This is a genomic window from Pseudoalteromonas sp. NSLLW218, from assembly GCF_015864775.1.
Classification (GTDB): domain Bacteria; phylum Pseudomonadota; class Gammaproteobacteria; order Enterobacterales; family Alteromonadaceae; genus Pseudoalteromonas.
This window is the reverse complement of sequence record NZ_JADYWO010000003.1, coordinates 18540-33638: the sequence shown is the minus strand read 5'-3', so window position 1 is coordinate 33638 and position 15099 is coordinate 18540. Positions and strand designations below refer to the sequence as shown.

Genomic DNA, 15099 nt, shown 5'->3' with positions numbered 1-15099 from the left:
TATTTAGCGAATTGATATAACCTTAAATAGTTAAACAAAAAAGCGCCGCAATTATTGCGGCGCTTTCGTTACTAATTAAAGTATTGCTACTTAAGGTATTACTTAACTGGGCGAGGCTCAGTTCGTAAACCTAAAACTAAGCTTAAACACATAAACAATAATACAATAGTGAATGGCAAGCCTGTAGAAACGGCACCTGCCTGTAGTGCTTCAATTGCTTGTGTCCCACCAATCCAAAGTAGAGCTGCTGCAATAGCGCCTTCTACCGATGCCCAAAATATACGTTGTGGAACTGGTGCATCAATTTTACCGCCAGCAGTAATTGAATCAATTACTAGTGAACCAGAGTCAGATGATGTAATAAAAAACACGAGCACTAATACAATCGCAATAAACGATAAAATATTAGATAAAGGTAATTCATCAAGCATCTGGAACATAGCTAAAGGAACTTCAGTTAAACCATTAGTACCTAGTGCGCCAACACCGTTAACTACTTGATCAATCGCAATACCGCCGTAAATCGACATCCATAAAACAGTAACTAGCGTAGGGATAAGTAACACCGCAATTAAGAATTCACGAATTGTGCGACCACGTGATACACGCGCGATAAACATACCTACAAACGGTGACCAGGAAATCCACCAAGCCCAGTAAAACACAGTCCAACCATGCATCCATGTTTCATCTTCGCGGCCATGTGGGTTACTCAATGGAATTATATTTTCAACGTAACCCATAATAGTTGTTGGTACGTTACCCATTGCTACAGCAAAGCCAACTAGGCAAACAAACAATAGCAATGAGAAAGCAATTAGCATGTTTACATTACTGAGTAATTTTACACCACCGTCAATACCACGAACTACAGAAACAATCGCTAAAAGTGTTACACCCACAATAACCAAAATTTGAGAGCCAATTCCACCCTCAAGACCAAATACATGGTTAATACCTGCAGAAGCTTGCTGCGCACCTAAACCTAAAGACGTTGCAAGGCCAAATAATGTAGCAAGTACAGCTAAGATATCAATGATATGACCAGGCCAACCCCACGCTTTGTCGCCTAATATAGGATAAAAAATAGAACGAATTGAAAGAGGTAAACCTTTGTTGTACGTAAAAAATGCAAGAGATAAACCAACAACAGCGTAAATAGCCCAAGGATGAAGACCCCAATGGAACATAGTCGCGCCCATTGCTAATTTTGCAGCCTCTGGTGTATTAGCGGCTACGTTAAGTGGTGTTTCGTACCAACCAGTAAAGTAAGCAACCGGTTCAGCAACGCCCCAAAACATAAGGCCGATACCCATACCTGCAGCAAATAACATAGCAAGCCATGAAATTCGAGAGTGAGAAGGTTTAGCATCATCACCACCAAGGCGAATATTCCCGTAAGGAGAAACAATAAGTGCTAAACAAAAGAGTACAAAGAAGTTGGCAGCCCACATAAATAGGGCATCAAAATTATTAATAATATCGGTCTTGATACTATCAAGCGCTGTTTTTGCAGTTTGTGGGTCGGTAACAAGTATGGCGATTAAAAAGATGACAATCAGGCCCGCACTAGTTCCAAAAACAGGGTTGTGTATATCAAACCCCCACTTTTGTACGTTGTCCTGACCTACGGTGTAGTCCGTATTGTCAATACTATATTTGTCATGATTTTCCTTCATGCAATACCTCTTTAGTTGTCCTAACAAGCCAAAATAAATTCGGCGTCATATCGAATTACATTAGCCTTTAAATATTAAGTAAAAAGTAATACCGTAATTATTTGAAGACTAACTAATTTGAAGAGTGATCATACAGCTAGTAGTGTATGAGTTAAATATTAAATGTAAATGAATTTGTATTTAAAACGCTGTTTATATAGCCAAATTAATGATTCTTCTATTTAAGAGCTAAAAAATTCTAAATTCAGTGAACGTTAAAAATTAGTTTGCTATTAAAAGTATTAATTTACTTAGTTAAGTAAAAAAAGATCACTTTTAAGTAACTTATTTAATGCTTAAATACTAGGGATTATTGACCTTTTAGGATTGAAATTCGTTCAATTTGGGAACGATTTAATCGCTTTTAGGTTTCTAACCTAGTGGGTTCGGTAACTGCTTATGCGTTATTGTGCATGCTTAGATGCACCTAAGAAAAAATTAAAATACAAGCAGCAAAGAGCAAATTCCCCTTTAGGGTTATTATAAATTTATAAGCCGATAAGCATCTTTAATCAAGTTGTAATATGAATATGATTTAACACAACACTAGGCTATATTTTATAAATAGATAGGCAAAGGATTAATACTATTATGCGTGAATGCGTTACAAACAATACCAATCAAAACGAACTTGTTAAACGCTTTTGCAGCGTTAGAGGCGAAAGCCTAGCTATTATAGAACCTCTCACTGTAGAGGATTGCCAATTACAAGCTATGGCAGATGCCAGTCCAAGCAAATGGCATTTAGCACACACAACATGGTTTTTTGAAACGTTTTTACTTAGTGTTTATTGTAAGCAGTACATTGTGTTTAACTCTCACTATAGAATGCTTTTTAATTCCTACTACAATGGGATTGGAGAGCAATTTAAACGAGCCAACCGAGGTAGTTTATCCAGACCTAGTTTAGATGAAGTTCTAGCTTACAGAAAGCATGTTGATAGCTGTGTAATTGAATTGCTTAATACTGAAGTTAACCCACAAATTAAAGATATTATTGATCTTGGTTTAAACCACGAGCAACAGCACCAAGAGCTAATGCTTATGGACATCAAATATAACTTTTCAGTAAACCCATTATTTCCACAATATCAAACATCATTTTTAAATAGCCAAAACAAATCAGCAGATATTAAGCCCCTTAACTTTATCAATTTTGAACAAGCCATTATTAATATTGGCACAAATGCCGACGATGAATTTGCATATGATAACGAGTGTCCCAAACACCAAGTATTAATTCATCCATTCAGCTTTGCTAGCAGGTTGGTCACTAATGGTGAATATTTAGACTTTATAAATGCCGGTGGGTATAGCAATCCACAGTACTGGTTAAGCGACGGCTGGGCAAATATACAAAATAATAGTTTAACGCAACCTTTGTATTGGCATTGCATAAATAACGAGTGGTTTGAGTTTACACACTATGGATTGCAGCCTCTTAATTTAAGTGCACCAATCTGCCATGTTAGTTATTTTGAGGCCAGCGCCTATGCTAATTTTGTAAAGGCTCGCTTGCCTACAGAGTTTGAGTGGGAATATGCAGCTAAAAATACAGCTTCAACAGAGATTAATAATAACGACCTAACACCTCAGCAAGCAAAGACTGATACTGAAATAAACCAGTTAACTGATGCGTGTTGGCAATGGACGAACAGTGCATATTTACCATACCCTGGTTTTAAGCCTATTGATGGAGTAGCAGGGGAGTACAATGGTAAGTTTATGAATAACCAAATGGTGCTACGTGGCGGGTGTGTGTTTACCCCTCAAAACCATTTACGACAAACATATCGTAATTTTTATTACCCGCATCAAGCGTGGATGTGCAGCGGGATAAGACTAGCTAAGGATATAGTATGAGCCAAGTAACAGCGATTAAGCAAAGTAACATAACCGACACTGAATTTCTAAACGACGTGATAAGCGGATTAACTCAACAACAAAAAACGCTTCCGTGTAAATATTTTTATGATGATAAAGGTGCTGCATTATTTGAGCAAATAACAACATTACAAGAGTATTACGTAACACGAACTGAGCTTTCTATATTAGAGCAACATTCGCAGTCGATTGCTCAAATGCTACCTGAAAACCTCTCTATTATAGAGCCTGGCTGTGGCTCGGGTAAAAAGGTTGCCTATTTATTAGCGCATATGGCAAACGTAAAAACCTTTGTACCGTTTGAAATCTCTGAAGAGATGCTCAGTTATTCACTTGCTCATTTGTCACCGTTATTTCCAGATTTGGCAATTTCGCCATTATTAGGAGACTTTACACATAGTCAAATGGTTAAACAGCTAACCAAAGATACAGCTTTAGATAGTCAAACAAATCTGGTGTACTTTCCGGGGTCTACTCTTGGTAATTTTGCACCTGTAAAAGCAATTGAAATTATGAATAATTTCCATCGCTTATGTGGTGTAAATGGCTATGTGCTAATTGGCATTGATTTAGTAAAAGAGCGCCAAGTGTTACTTGATGCATATAACGATAAATTAGGTATAACCGCCGCGTTTAATAAAAACTTACTACAACGTATTAATAACGAGTTAAATGGCACATTTAACTTAGACAATTTTAGCCACGAGTCACGCTTTAACGAGCAACATAGCCGTATCGAAATGCATTTAGTAAGTAATTGCACTCAAAGCGTGATTATAAATGATCAGCAAATAGACTTTATAGCAGGTGAAAGCATTCATACGGAAAACTCTCACAAGTACACGCTTGAGTCGTTTAAGCAGCTTGCAGCGCAGGCTAATTTAAAGTTAGAGCAAACATGGCAAGACGATAGTAACTATTTTGCCTTGTGCTTATTAAGACCGCTTTAAACGTTACTTAAGTTTAGGGCGTGTTGATCTTTGATAGTTGAATTTGCAGCAATATGTTTGGTTTTTAGGCAAGGCAGAGCCTATGAAGTGTGGTTATTCCACATAAATAGGCAATAACGCAGCATAAATGCCAAACATGTGCTGCCCTTCGGGTTCTGCCTAGGGGCGATAAACTCTTTGTTGCTCGATTTTTACTTAGCCCACTAGGTTACAAACCTCACGCCGCGATTTAATCGCCCCTAGATTGAACAAATTTCAATTCGCAAAGATCAACACGCCCTAGTAAATGACAACTTGGGCATTGTTAAACTCATAGTTTAGCAATGCACCATTATTTGATTGTTGTATAAGCGCAGCTTTATTTAAACCATGCAGTCTAAATAGCAGAGGGGCAATAACAGATACCGCAGAGCCCGTTGCTCTGTCCTCATTTACGCCAAACTGGGGTGCAAAATATCTAAAACGCGCTATGGCATTTTTCTTGTCTTTATTTTTTATACTAAGGGTAATTACTGCATTTTTGTGGAGTTTACTCAAAGCTTTAAAATCAACGTGTAAGTTTTTTAAATCGTCTTTTTCAACTTCTTCATTAAATAGCACGACGGTATAACCGTTTTTATCACCGGTACTGTAGGCTGTTTTTATTGCTGAGGAAAACACACTTTTTAACTCACCCGCAGCTAATTCGCTTTTTTTAGGCTCTATACTTTTTAGTAACAACTGGGCGCGTTGTTTTTTTACTCTTATAGCAAAACGCTCATTACTCATTGAAGTAAATACTTTAGGGCAATAACCTAAATAACCTATTAAAAAATTAGCGGCCGCTAAAGTGCCATGTCCGCAGCGTTTAATTTCACTTGTTTGGTTAAACCAGCGAATATTGCAATGGCGTTTAGTTATCTCATTTTGATTTAAAAATACGGTCGCAGGGTGAATTGATTGTGATGCAATATATTGCATTGTTTTTGTTGTTAACCCATTTTTATAAATAACAATTAAAGCGCTCGAGCCTTTTAAGTTATTTGCAGGGCTATAAAAAACAGATTCGGTGGAAGTGAATTCTATAAAGCGAAGCGCAAGCCATTTAGGCTTACGCTTCGCTAAACAAAGAGTATTAACCTTTGCTTGCATATGCGTCGTTATGAACGCCCGCAGCACGACCTGATGGATCGGCATTGTTTTGAAACGATGCGTCCCATGCCAGTGCTTCAGGAGTCGAACACGCTACCGACTTACCATGTGGTACACATTTAGCGGATGCATCACCAGGGAAATGTTCTTCAAAAATTGCACGATAGTAATATGCTTCTTTTGAGTCTGGTGTATTAATAGGGTATTTAAATTTCGCATTTGCAAGCTCTTGATCGCTTACTTGCTCATTTACAAACTCTTTTAACGTATCAATCCAGCTGTAGCCTACACCGTCTGAAAACTGCTCTTTTTGACGCCATAAAACTTCATCAGGTAAGTAACCTTCAAAGCCTTCACGTAAAATATGTTTTTCAATTTTTCCATCTTTACACATTTTAGCTTCAGGGTTGATACGCATAGCTACATCAACAAATTCTTTATCAAGGAACGGTACACGTGCTTCTACGCCCCATGCCGCCATTGATTTATTAGCACGTAAGCAGTCAAACATATGCAGTTTTGATACTTTACGGTTTAGCTCTTCATGAAACTCTTGTGCGTTAGGGGCTTTATGGAAGTATAAGTAGCCACCAAATAGCTCATCAGCACCTTCGCCAGATAACACCATTTTAATGCCCATCGCTTTAATTTGGCGAGCCATTAAGTACATAGGTGTAGAGGCACGAATCGTTGTTACATCGTACGTTTCAATGTGGTAAATCACTTCACGCAGTGCATCAATACCTTCTTGAATGGTAAAAATAATAGGGTGGTGAATAGTCCCAATCATGTCAGCTACTTTTTGTGCAGCCGCTAAATCAGGTGAGCCTTCAAGGCCAACTGAAAAAGAATGAAGTTTAGGCCACCATGCATCGCTTTCGTCGTTATCTTCAATACGTTTGGCAGCAAAGCGCTGGGTAATAGCAGAGATAACGGATGAGTCTAAACCACCAGAAAGTAATACGCCGTAAGGCACGTCACACATTAGCTGGCGTTTAACGGCCGCTTCTAATGCATCTTTAACGTCTTGGGCTTCTGCGCTATTATCTTTAACTGCATCAAATGTTTCCCAATCACGTTTGTAATAAGGCGTCATTTTACCATCTTTGCTGTACAGGTAATGCCCTGGAGGAAATTCTTCAATGTGCTTACAAATTGGAGAAAGTGCTTTTAGCTCAGAAGCAACGTAAAAGTTACCGTGCTCGTCGTGACCAGTGTAAAGCGGGATAATACCAATATGATCACGGCCAATTAAGTAAGCGTCATTTTCTTCGTCGTATAAACAAAATGCAAAAATGCCATTTAGGTCATCTAAAAAGTCAGGCCCTTTTTGTTTATAAAGCGCTAAAATAACTTCACAGTCTGATTGAGTTTGAAAAGTAAAATCAACGTCTAGCTCTGCTGCAAGTTCTTTATGATTATAAATCTCGCCATTAACCGCTAAAATATTTGTTTTTTCAGGATTGTATAAAGGCTGTGCACCGCTTGATACACCAACAATAGCTAAACGCTCATGCACTAAAATAGCTTTCTCAGATGCATATACACCAGACCAATCTGGGCCACGGTGTCTAAGCAGTTTTGACATTTCAATTGCTTGGGTACGCAATTGAGTGGGATCAGATTTAATATCTAATACCCCAAAAATTGAACACATAGTAACTCCTCATTCCTATTATGTGTGCAGCAAAGCCAATTTGCTGTGCTGCGAAACCTTGTTTTATCAGAAAAAATTACTCAAGTCACATAGCTTTTACAATTAATTAAGAATAATTTATGCACCAAGTTATATGTAACCGCACCAAATTGGTTAATGAGTGGTACCTGCTGCCATTTTTACGTCGCTATTATTGTTCAAAGCTTGCGCAACCATAACTTTTAGCGCGTTAATAACAGTGTTTTCACTCATGCTTGGTGCGCCATTGTGGTGCACAGCTTGGCTTGGTAAATAAGGAATATGCACAAAGCCACCTTTCATTACAGCGCAGTGATCATTTATGTAATGCATAAGGCCATACATAACGTGATTACACACATACGTACCTGCCGTATTCGAAATGGCAGCAGGTATATTGCTGTTGTGCAATGCTTGTAACATGCGCTTTATTGGTAAGTTTGTGAAATAGGCATCAGGGCCATTTTTTTCTATTGGTGTATCGATAGGCTGCTTGCCTGCATTGTCTTTAATGCGTGCATCGTCAACGTTTATTGCAATACGCTCAATTGAAATTTCACTGCGTCCACCGGCTTGACCTATACACAAAACAACCGCTGGATTGTGCGACTCAATGGCGTTTATAAGCTGACTGATAGACGTATTAAATTCACAGGCAAGTTCTAGTGTGCATATTTTGTGTTTCATGATGATAGTTTCATCAAGTTTTTGCACTGCTTGCCAAGAAGGATTGATAGTTTCGCTACCAAAAGGAGCAAAACCGGTTATTAATACACACGGCATAGTAGAAGTTGATTTAGTCATTAAACACCAAGCTATACATTAAAATAATAATAACGGCGAGTAAGTTAGCTGCCGTCGGAATTTGAACCTTTATTACATGGTACCTATTTTTTAAATCTAGGGCGTGTTGATTCTAGAATGTTTTTATAGGTTATTTTTAAGTGCAAGGCTCAATTGATGTAGATGCCCGTCAAGTTTCTGCTTCGCTTTTGCTGCTTCTTCAAACGTTACATATTTAAACTCAATATTATCTAAAGGTCTAAATTGCGCAAATTGATGTAAGTCGGCTTCAATAACAGTCCCTAAAAGCGGATAGCCCCCTGTGGTTTGGCCATCATTAAGTAGCACAATAGGCTCACCATTTGGTGGTAGTTGAATACTCCCAGGACTCACCCCTAGTGATGGCAAAGAGTGCGAATGCACCAAGCTATTCTTAGTATGCTCAAGCCTAACGCCCATTCGGTTGCTGTTACTACTAATTTTAAATGCGGTAGATACAAAGTTGCTTAGTAAAGGCTCGCCTAATAAATTAGCATGGGGGCTTGGGTGTAATCGTATAAGTTTACGCTTAGGAGGTGCAATTGCACCTACTTTTATAAACTTTCCATAATAAGGAGTAATAGGTATTTCATCACCAGTGGCGAGAGCTCTACCTTGAATACCACCAAAACACGCATTTAAATCTGTAGATTTAGAGCCCATAATTTCAGTACTTCGTATACCGTGTTTCACCGCCAAATAAGCTCTCAAGCCTGCTCTACCAGTAGCAAAGCTCAGTACTTGTTTGTTTTTTACTGCGTATGTCCAACCAGGGTGAATTGCTTGTCCGTCAAGGGTTGCTTGCAAATCGGCACCATGAAGCGCAATTACTGTGTCGCACCTAAATTCCAGCTCGCACAAACCAACGGTTATTTCTAAAACAGCATCATTGTCGTTATTGTTAAGTAATCTGTTAGCAATTATTTGCGCATACGGGTCTAAGCTGCCCGCTTTGCTTACACCCAAATGGCGGTAGCCTTCACGGCCAAAATCTTGAATTGTAAGTAATACACCACTTTTAAGTACTTTAATCATGAGTTGCTCCTTTATTAACTAGTGGAACAAATTCAAGCGTATCACCTGGTTGAATTAAGCAAGGTTGTTCAGAGGTCGAATCAAACAAAGCTGTATCTGTATGGCCTATTATGTGCCAACCACCTGGGGTATCAGCGGGGTAAATTCCGGTTTGAGAAGCACCTATCGCAACAGAACCTTTAGGGACCCTAGTACGTGGTTCATCACGCCTTGGTGTATGTAATTGCTCATCTAAGCCGTGTAGGTAAGCAAAACCGGGCTGAAAGCCTAAAAATAAAACGTGGTATTTGGTTTTACTATGAATATTAATAACCTCATCAGCGCTTAAATTATGATAATTAGCCACGTAATTAATATCCTCACCCTTGTAGGTGGTTTCGATTAAGTGATGCAGCCCTTTAAAAGTACTACTTTTAATATCACTCCAAAGTGTAGGTAGCACTTGTAACCATTTATTTAAGTGTTTATCTGATTTTAAATAAAGAGTGAGCGAGTTCATGGCCGGCACCAAATCGGTAAATTCATTAGTGCTTTTACAGTGGCTGGTTAAAGCCCAAATTTTCTTTTGAATAGAGAGTCTATCTGTAGCGTCTAAATGCGATGCATCAAGCAGTAAACTACTGTTTGTTAATGCATAAATATGGGGAGCTGGCTTCATTAAATAAACCTATTTGTACAACATAATTTAAACGTAACACAGTTTTATTAATTTATTTACACCATTGCGACTAAGTAGTTATGTTTAGTGTTTATTTTCCCAGCTTACTTTAAGAGTATTTTTATATTCAATTAATTGTATTTAACTTATTGAGGACCAAAACTTATTACACTTCGTACTAAATAAGTAATTAGGTTGAAATGAAAATTAAGATAAGGAGGTCTTAATTAGCACGCACTTGTTTAAGAGGTACTTTATGAAACACCAGCATTTATTATATTTATCTGGCGCTGCTATTATATTTAGCGCAGGCAGCTTTGCTTTATCTATGGAAAAGGTAGAACATAGCAATGTAGAAGCCACCATGCATGTAGAAACCATCGTACTTGGTTCTGGTTGTTTTTGGGGAGCCGAAAAACGCTACGAAGCACTTAATGGCGTTATTGATGCTGAGTCGGGTTATGCAGACGGCCATGGGTTTAAAGCAACGTACAGAAATATCACCGATCAGTCTCGTCGTTTTGACGAGAATAATTATGCTGAGGTTGTACAGGTTATGTATAACAGCAATATAATTTCAGCAGAAGATCTCTTAAAAAACTATTTTGAAAGTCACGATCCAACTCAAAAAGATCGCCAAGGCAACGACATAGGTACGCAATATCGTTCAATTGTATTAACGACTTCTGATGCACAAGCTAAAGTAGCTGAGCAAGTTAAATCGCAATATCAGCAGCTTTTAACTGATGCAAGCTACGGAAAAATCGAAACGGTTATTAAACCGCTTGAAGGTTTTGTATCGGCAGAAGAATATCATCAAAATTATCTAGAAAAGAACCCTAATGGCTATTGCCCCGATCACTCTACAGGCGTAGTTTTTAATAAAACACCCGTAGAAAAAGCTGACAACAGTGATCTACTCGCAGGTAAGCAAATAGTAGTCTTAGATTCACGAGAATACTGTCCGTACTGTGAAAAATTTAAAAAAGCAGTCGCAAATGATTATAAAGGCACCATACCTATGACATTTCGACATGCTGACCAACTTGATGATTTAACCATTAAGTCAGCCACATGGGCAACGCCGACTATTTTGTTCTTAGAAAACGGAGTAGAGGTATATGGCCGTCAAGGGTACGCAACGCCTGAAGAGTTTTATAAAGCATTAGGTGCATTCAAATTAGGTAACAGTGATGCTTATAAAGTTGCATTCGATGCACGAACAGATAGGCCCTATTGCAAAGAATACAAAGAGTTTAAAAATACACCCGATGGCACATTTGTTGATAAATTAAGTGGAGAGCCTCTATTTGATACAAGCGATAGGTTTAACTCAGGTACTGGTTGGTTGTCATTTACTCATCCAGTAAAAAACAACGTAACACAGCATGACGATAGCAGCTGGGGCATGACACGTATTGAGCTTCGCTCTAAAAGTACAGGTATACACTTAGGGCATTTATTTCCAGGTGAAGGCCCAAGAGGGCGTGATCGCTACTGTATTAATGCAACCGTTCTTGATTTTGTACCAAGAGATAAAAGCTAAATAGCTAAATAAAAAGCCTGGCTTAAAGCCAGGCTTTTTGCATAAAACAAAATAGTTTTATCATAATCCCCGTAAATTTGTTAAAGTTTGATTGGCTTAAATCGGGCAGCAATATATTCTTTAGGTTATTAATGAATCTATTATCAAAAATAGCTAAGCAGTCAATTTATCTACCTTTTATTTTTCTGTTCTTAATGACCAACGCTAAATCAGCCACTCATTATGTAGTGGGTGTTGAAAATATAGAATACCTTCCGTACTTTGACGGTAGTGGGACTGATAACAGTGACTATTATGGCTTTAGTCAAAAATTACTTACCTTGTTTGCTCAACAGCACGATTTCAAATTTGAGTTCTACACATTACCAATTAATCGCCTCTATAAAGAATTTATTGACCACCATCATGTTGATTTTAAATACCCAGATAATCCTCAATGGAAACCAAGTTATAAAGCTTCCTTTGGTGATTTAAATGAAATTATTTATTCGCAGCCAATCGTTGTGACTAAAACGGGTATTGCGAGTTTAAATAAAAATATCACTATTGATGAATGCGTTAGTTTTGCAACGGTGAGAGGGTTTACGCCTCAAAGCTTTAAACCATTAATGAACAACGAAAACGTTGAGTTAATTGAAACCGCTAATGTAAGGGAATTGATAGAGATGCTTTTAAAAGAGCGAGTAGAGTGCATTTACATATCTAACGATGTATTAAATTATAATATCGTTAAATACTTTAAATTAACCCGACCCGTTTATTTTCAAAACGAACTACCGGTAGATTTACAAGCCTTTTTATTATCGTCGATTGACTACCCTGACGTGATTAAGAAATTTGATACATTCTTGCTTTCACATAAAGTGCAAATACAGGAACTGAAAAAAGAATATCAAATAAAAAATTAACTAAAAAAGCCCCGTAAGTTATAACTTACGGGGCTTTTTAAAGGTTATCAACCTGTATATAACATATATTATGTATGTGCTTAACAATAAAAACAGTTCAAGCTAAGTCACCACCTAACTTGAACCATTTTTCACACTGACAACATCTTCACACACAATATAAAGATTCTGTTTGCTACGCTTAAGTAGCTTTGTTTTACATATCATGTGGTTTGAGCCAAGAATAAAAACAGTTCAAGCTAAGTCACCACCTAACTTGAACCATTTTTCACACTGACAACATCTTCACACACAATATAAAGATTCTGTTTGCTACACTTAAGTAGCTTTGTATTACATATCGTGTGGTTTGAGCCAAGAATAAAAACAGTTCAAGCTAAGTCACCACCTAACTTGAACTGCCTTTCACACTGACAACATCTTCACACATAATATAAAGATTCTGTTTGCTACGCTTAAGTAGCTTTGTTTTACATATCATGTGGTTTGAGCCAAGAATAAAAACAGTTCAAGCTAAGTCACCACCTAACTTGAACCGCTTTTCACACTGACAACATCTTCACACACAATATAAAGATTTTTTACTGCTACTTATGAGTTACTAAAACTCAAAAGGTTGCATTTGTTACTCTTAAAAACAATTTAATGTAAGTTATTTTGAGTTGATGGAGTAACTTTAATATTTAACTTTATTTTCGACAAACGATAAAAACGAAACCAATGAGTGAAAAAAATTAAACTATAGACTTTAGTCTAATGCGTGGTGTTAAGTTTATGTATTTAAATAAAAATATTATTCAAAAATTTAAATTAGATTTAAGCGAACCATTAATACAACCCGTAATTAGGTGTATTAATAAACCCGCCTAACAAAGGGTTATTCTTGGATTTTTCTAAATGTGCTTACAACCCACTTTGCAAATAAATCAAGCGGGTGATTAGGGGTACTTGATTCGTGCTGCACTAAATAGTATTTATCTTTAGTTGTTAAAGGCTGTTCAAATAATTTATAAAGCCATTGCTCATCTAACCAACTTTGGCTAATTGGCAGTGGAATAAGTGCAATCCCCATACCTTGCTGCGCTGCACGGGCTACACCAAACATGCTATCTATTTGAATAATCTGCGAGGGAGAAAAGTCATCAATACCCGCTTTTTCAGCCCATTGGTGCCATGCCCAAGGACGAGCTTTGTGGAGGATCAGCGGAACTTGGTTAAGCGCTTGACGATGATCGTCCCTCCATTGATCAAGTAATTTCTTATTACATGCAGGAATATATTCAAGGTTAAACAACTCTGTCGCTAATCCTTCAGTAGGTTTACCAGAGGACAATACAATAGATAAATCGCTATGACGCGTTAACTCTTTGCGTGTTTTAAGCGTGTCCATTTGCAGGTTTATATTAGGGTGCTCTGACGTCCACTCACTTAATTTAGGCATGAGTAGTTCGCTGGCAAAAAATTCAGGTAGCGTAATCGTCAAATTTGTATTTTGCTGCATCTGACTAAACTCATTAATAGTGCTCTCTAACATTGTGATGATAGGAGACACCGCATCAAAAAAGTTTTTACCCGCTGTGGTTAAGCTAATTGAACGCGTTTTACGTTGAAAAAGCTCAATACCAAGTTGTTCTTCAAGTTGTTTTATTTGATGGCTTACCGCAGAAGGCGTTAAGTACAGCTCATTAGCTGCATGCTTAAAACTTAGGCTTCTTGCGGCAAAGCAAAAAGAGCGAAGGCCACGAATAGGAGTTTGCATGTTTTCCAGAATTATTTAATTTATTGAGACGCCTTACTTAGGCAAAATTTGAACCAACTATTTAATGTATAAATATCAGTAGGTTAAAAATAAATTCAACGCTAGTTCACAAAAAAGGTGCAGACTATCCACAAAATAGTGCAAAGAATCTAAGCGCTTACATTTAATTTATATTTGTATTATAGATAAAATTTACTACAGATGTATGAATGACGGTAAAAATAATGGCAAAAGATAAAAAAAATCCCTCGTGAGAGGGATTTTGGGTAACTCAGCGCCATTGGCACTGGGAATGAGGTCGGTACAGGGTAAAGCGTTATTTTAAGTTAACTTATTAAAAGTTACTAAAAAACCATTTCTGGTACTTCACCGTCAACAAGTAATTTACCTGCTGTTTTACTAATGATTTCATCAACAGATACGCCCGGAGCGCGTTCTAATAGATGAAATGCGCCGTCTTTAACTTCTAATACGGCTAAATCTGTTACTATTTTTTTAACGCAATTAACGCCAGTAAGCGGTAAAGAGCAGGCCTCTAATAGTTTAGAGTCACCATGCTTACTTGCATGGGTCATAGTAACAATAATATTTTTCGCGCCAGCGACTAAATCCATCGCGCCACCCATGCCTTTAATCAGCTTTTTAGGGATCATCCACGATGCGATGTTGCCGTTCTGGTCAACTTCAAATGCACCCAGAACGGTTAAGTCTACATGACCACCCCGTATCATGGCAAAACTATCTGCACTATTAAATATGGCTGCACCTTTAGCTGCTGTCACGGTTTCTTTACCCGCGTTAATCATATCTGCATCTAGCTCTGCTTTAGTAGGGTACGGGCCCATGCCTAAAAGGCCATTTTCGGACTGTAACATAACTTCAATATCATCCGGTACATAGTTTGCGACGAGTGTCGGAATTCCTATGCCCAAATTTACGTAGTAACCGTCTTGTAGTTCTTGTGCAACGCGCATTGCAACTTGTTCACGTGATAATGCCATAATTATGCTCCT

The 15099-nt window shown here is 37.8% G+C and carries 12 protein-coding genes and 1 pseudogene; 4 read left to right on the top strand and 9 right to left on the bottom strand.

Annotated elements, in window-relative coordinates:
• Window positions 1–98 precede the first annotated feature (98 nt).
• A complete protein-coding gene (locus tag I6E80_RS05005; RefSeq protein WP_076923984.1) occupies window positions 99–1679 on the bottom strand; it encodes a BCCT family transporter in 1581 nt (526 codons plus the stop codon).
• A 630-nt stretch (window positions 1680–2309) separates the two neighbouring features.
• Here I6E80_RS05005 and egtB point away from each other — a divergent pair.
• Together egtB and egtD are read left to right on the top strand one after the other, a co-directional pair.
• Window positions 2310–3581 carry an ergothioneine biosynthesis protein EgtB gene (egtB, locus tag I6E80_RS05000; RefSeq protein WP_197184982.1) on the top strand — a complete coding sequence of 424 codons (1272 nt, stop codon included), beginning with the start codon at window positions 2310–2312 and terminating at the stop codon, window positions 3579–3581.
• Window positions 3578–4552, top strand: a complete 975-nt coding sequence (gene egtD / locus I6E80_RS04995) for an L-histidine N(alpha)-methyltransferase (RefSeq protein ID WP_182724318.1) — start codon at window positions 3578–3580, stop codon at window positions 4550–4552. Before egtB ends, egtD begins: the two co-directional genes overlap by 4 nt.
• A 279-nt stretch (window positions 4553–4831) precedes the next feature.
• Here the strand turns inward: egtD and I6E80_RS04990 are convergent, their stop codons facing one another.
• The 6 genes and pseudogenes from I6E80_RS04990 to pxpB form a co-directional block, all read right to left on the bottom strand.
• A complete protein-coding gene (locus I6E80_RS04990; protein WP_197184981.1) occupies window positions 4832–5683 on the bottom strand; it encodes a PhzF family phenazine biosynthesis protein in 852 nt (283 codons plus the stop codon).
• Entirely contained in the window at window positions 5667–7340 is a 1674-nt protein-coding gene (gene asnB, locus I6E80_RS04985; RefSeq protein ID WP_024598933.1) for an asparagine synthase B, read from the bottom strand. Before asnB ends, I6E80_RS04990 begins: the two co-directional genes overlap by 17 nt.
• Window positions 7341–7493: 153 nt before the next feature.
• Window positions 7494–8162, bottom strand: coding sequence for a pyroglutamyl-peptidase I (gene pcp, locus I6E80_RS04980; protein ID WP_197184980.1), 669 nt, complete (start codon window positions 8160–8162; stop codon window positions 7494–7496).
• Window positions 8155–8262, bottom strand: a pseudogene (locus I6E80_RS20545) (5-oxoproline transporter, DUF979 family subunit); the annotation flags it as partial. The pseudogene I6E80_RS20545 and the gene pcp, both read right to left, overlap by 8 nt.
• A 23-nt stretch (window positions 8263–8285) precedes the next feature.
• Entirely contained in the window at window positions 8286–9215 is a 930-nt protein-coding gene (locus I6E80_RS04970; RefSeq protein WP_197184979.1) for a biotin-dependent carboxyltransferase family protein, read from the bottom strand.
• Window positions 9208–9873, bottom strand: coding sequence for a 5-oxoprolinase subunit PxpB (gene pxpB, locus I6E80_RS04965; protein ID WP_197184978.1), 666 nt, complete (start codon window positions 9871–9873; stop codon window positions 9208–9210). The genes I6E80_RS04970 and pxpB overlap by 8 nt, the downstream gene beginning before the upstream one ends.
• Before the next feature lie 256 nt (window positions 9874–10129).
• On the opposite strand from pxpB, the gene msrA reads away from it, so the two are divergent.
• Window positions 10130–11419 carry a peptide-methionine (S)-S-oxide reductase MsrA gene (gene msrA / locus I6E80_RS04960; RefSeq protein ID WP_197184977.1) on the top strand — a complete coding sequence of 430 codons (1290 nt, stop codon included), beginning with the start codon at window positions 10130–10132 and terminating at the stop codon, window positions 11417–11419.
• Between the two features lie 131 nt (window positions 11420–11550).
• Window positions 11551–12327, top strand: a complete 777-nt coding sequence (locus I6E80_RS04955) for an amino acid ABC transporter substrate-binding protein (RefSeq protein WP_231616733.1) — start codon at window positions 11551–11553, stop codon at window positions 12325–12327.
• A gap of 877 nt (window positions 12328–13204) precedes the next feature.
• On the opposite strand, the gene I6E80_RS04950 is transcribed toward I6E80_RS04955, so the two are convergent.
• Window positions 13205–14086 (bottom strand): LysR family transcriptional regulator, encoded by an 882-nt coding sequence (locus tag I6E80_RS04950; protein ID WP_076923991.1) that lies wholly within the window; start codon window positions 14084–14086, stop codon window positions 13205–13207.
• Between the two features lie 344 nt (window positions 14087–14430).
• On the bottom strand, window positions 14431–15087 hold the full coding sequence (locus I6E80_RS04945; protein ID WP_007376577.1) for a CoA transferase subunit B: 657 nt from the start codon (window positions 15085–15087) through the stop codon (window positions 14431–14433).
• Window positions 15088–15099: the final 12 nt, after the last annotated feature.

Bases quoted from the DNA above. Each gene is read 5' to 3' on its own strand.
- I6E80_RS05005 (WP_076923984.1), bottom strand. From the start codon at position 1,679: ATGAAGGAAAATCATGACAAATATAGTATTGACAATACGGACTACACC.
- egtB (WP_197184982.1), top strand. From the start codon at position 2,310: ATGCGTGAATGCGTTACAAACAATACCAATCAAAACGAACTTGTTAAA.
- egtD (WP_182724318.1), top strand. From the start codon at position 3,578: ATGAGCCAAGTAACAGCGATTAAGCAAAGTAACATAACCGACACTGAA.
- I6E80_RS04990 (WP_197184981.1), bottom strand. From the start codon at position 5,683: ATGCAAGCAAAGGTTAATACTCTTTGTTTAGCGAAGCGTAAGCCTAAA.
- asnB (WP_024598933.1), bottom strand. From the start codon at position 7,340: ATGTGTTCAATTTTTGGGGTATTAGATATTAAATCTGATCCCACTCAA.
- pcp (WP_197184980.1), bottom strand. From the start codon at position 8,162: ATGACTAAATCAACTTCTACTATGCCGTGTGTATTAATAACCGGTTTT.
- I6E80_RS04970 (WP_197184979.1), bottom strand. From the start codon at position 9,215: ATGATTAAAGTACTTAAAAGTGGTGTATTACTTACAATTCAAGATTTT.
- pxpB (WP_197184978.1), bottom strand. From the start codon at position 9,873: ATGAAGCCAGCTCCCCATATTTATGCATTAACAAACAGTAGTTTACTG.
- msrA (WP_197184977.1), top strand. From the start codon at position 10,130: ATGAAACACCAGCATTTATTATATTTATCTGGCGCTGCTATTATATTT.
- I6E80_RS04955 (WP_231616733.1), top strand. From the start codon at position 11,551: ATGAATCTATTATCAAAAATAGCTAAGCAGTCAATTTATCTACCTTTT.
- I6E80_RS04950 (WP_076923991.1), bottom strand. From the start codon at position 14,086: ATGCAAACTCCTATTCGTGGCCTTCGCTCTTTTTGCTTTGCCGCAAGA.
- I6E80_RS04945 (WP_007376577.1), bottom strand. From the start codon at position 15,087: ATGGCATTATCACGTGAACAAGTTGCAATGCGCGTTGCACAAGAACTA.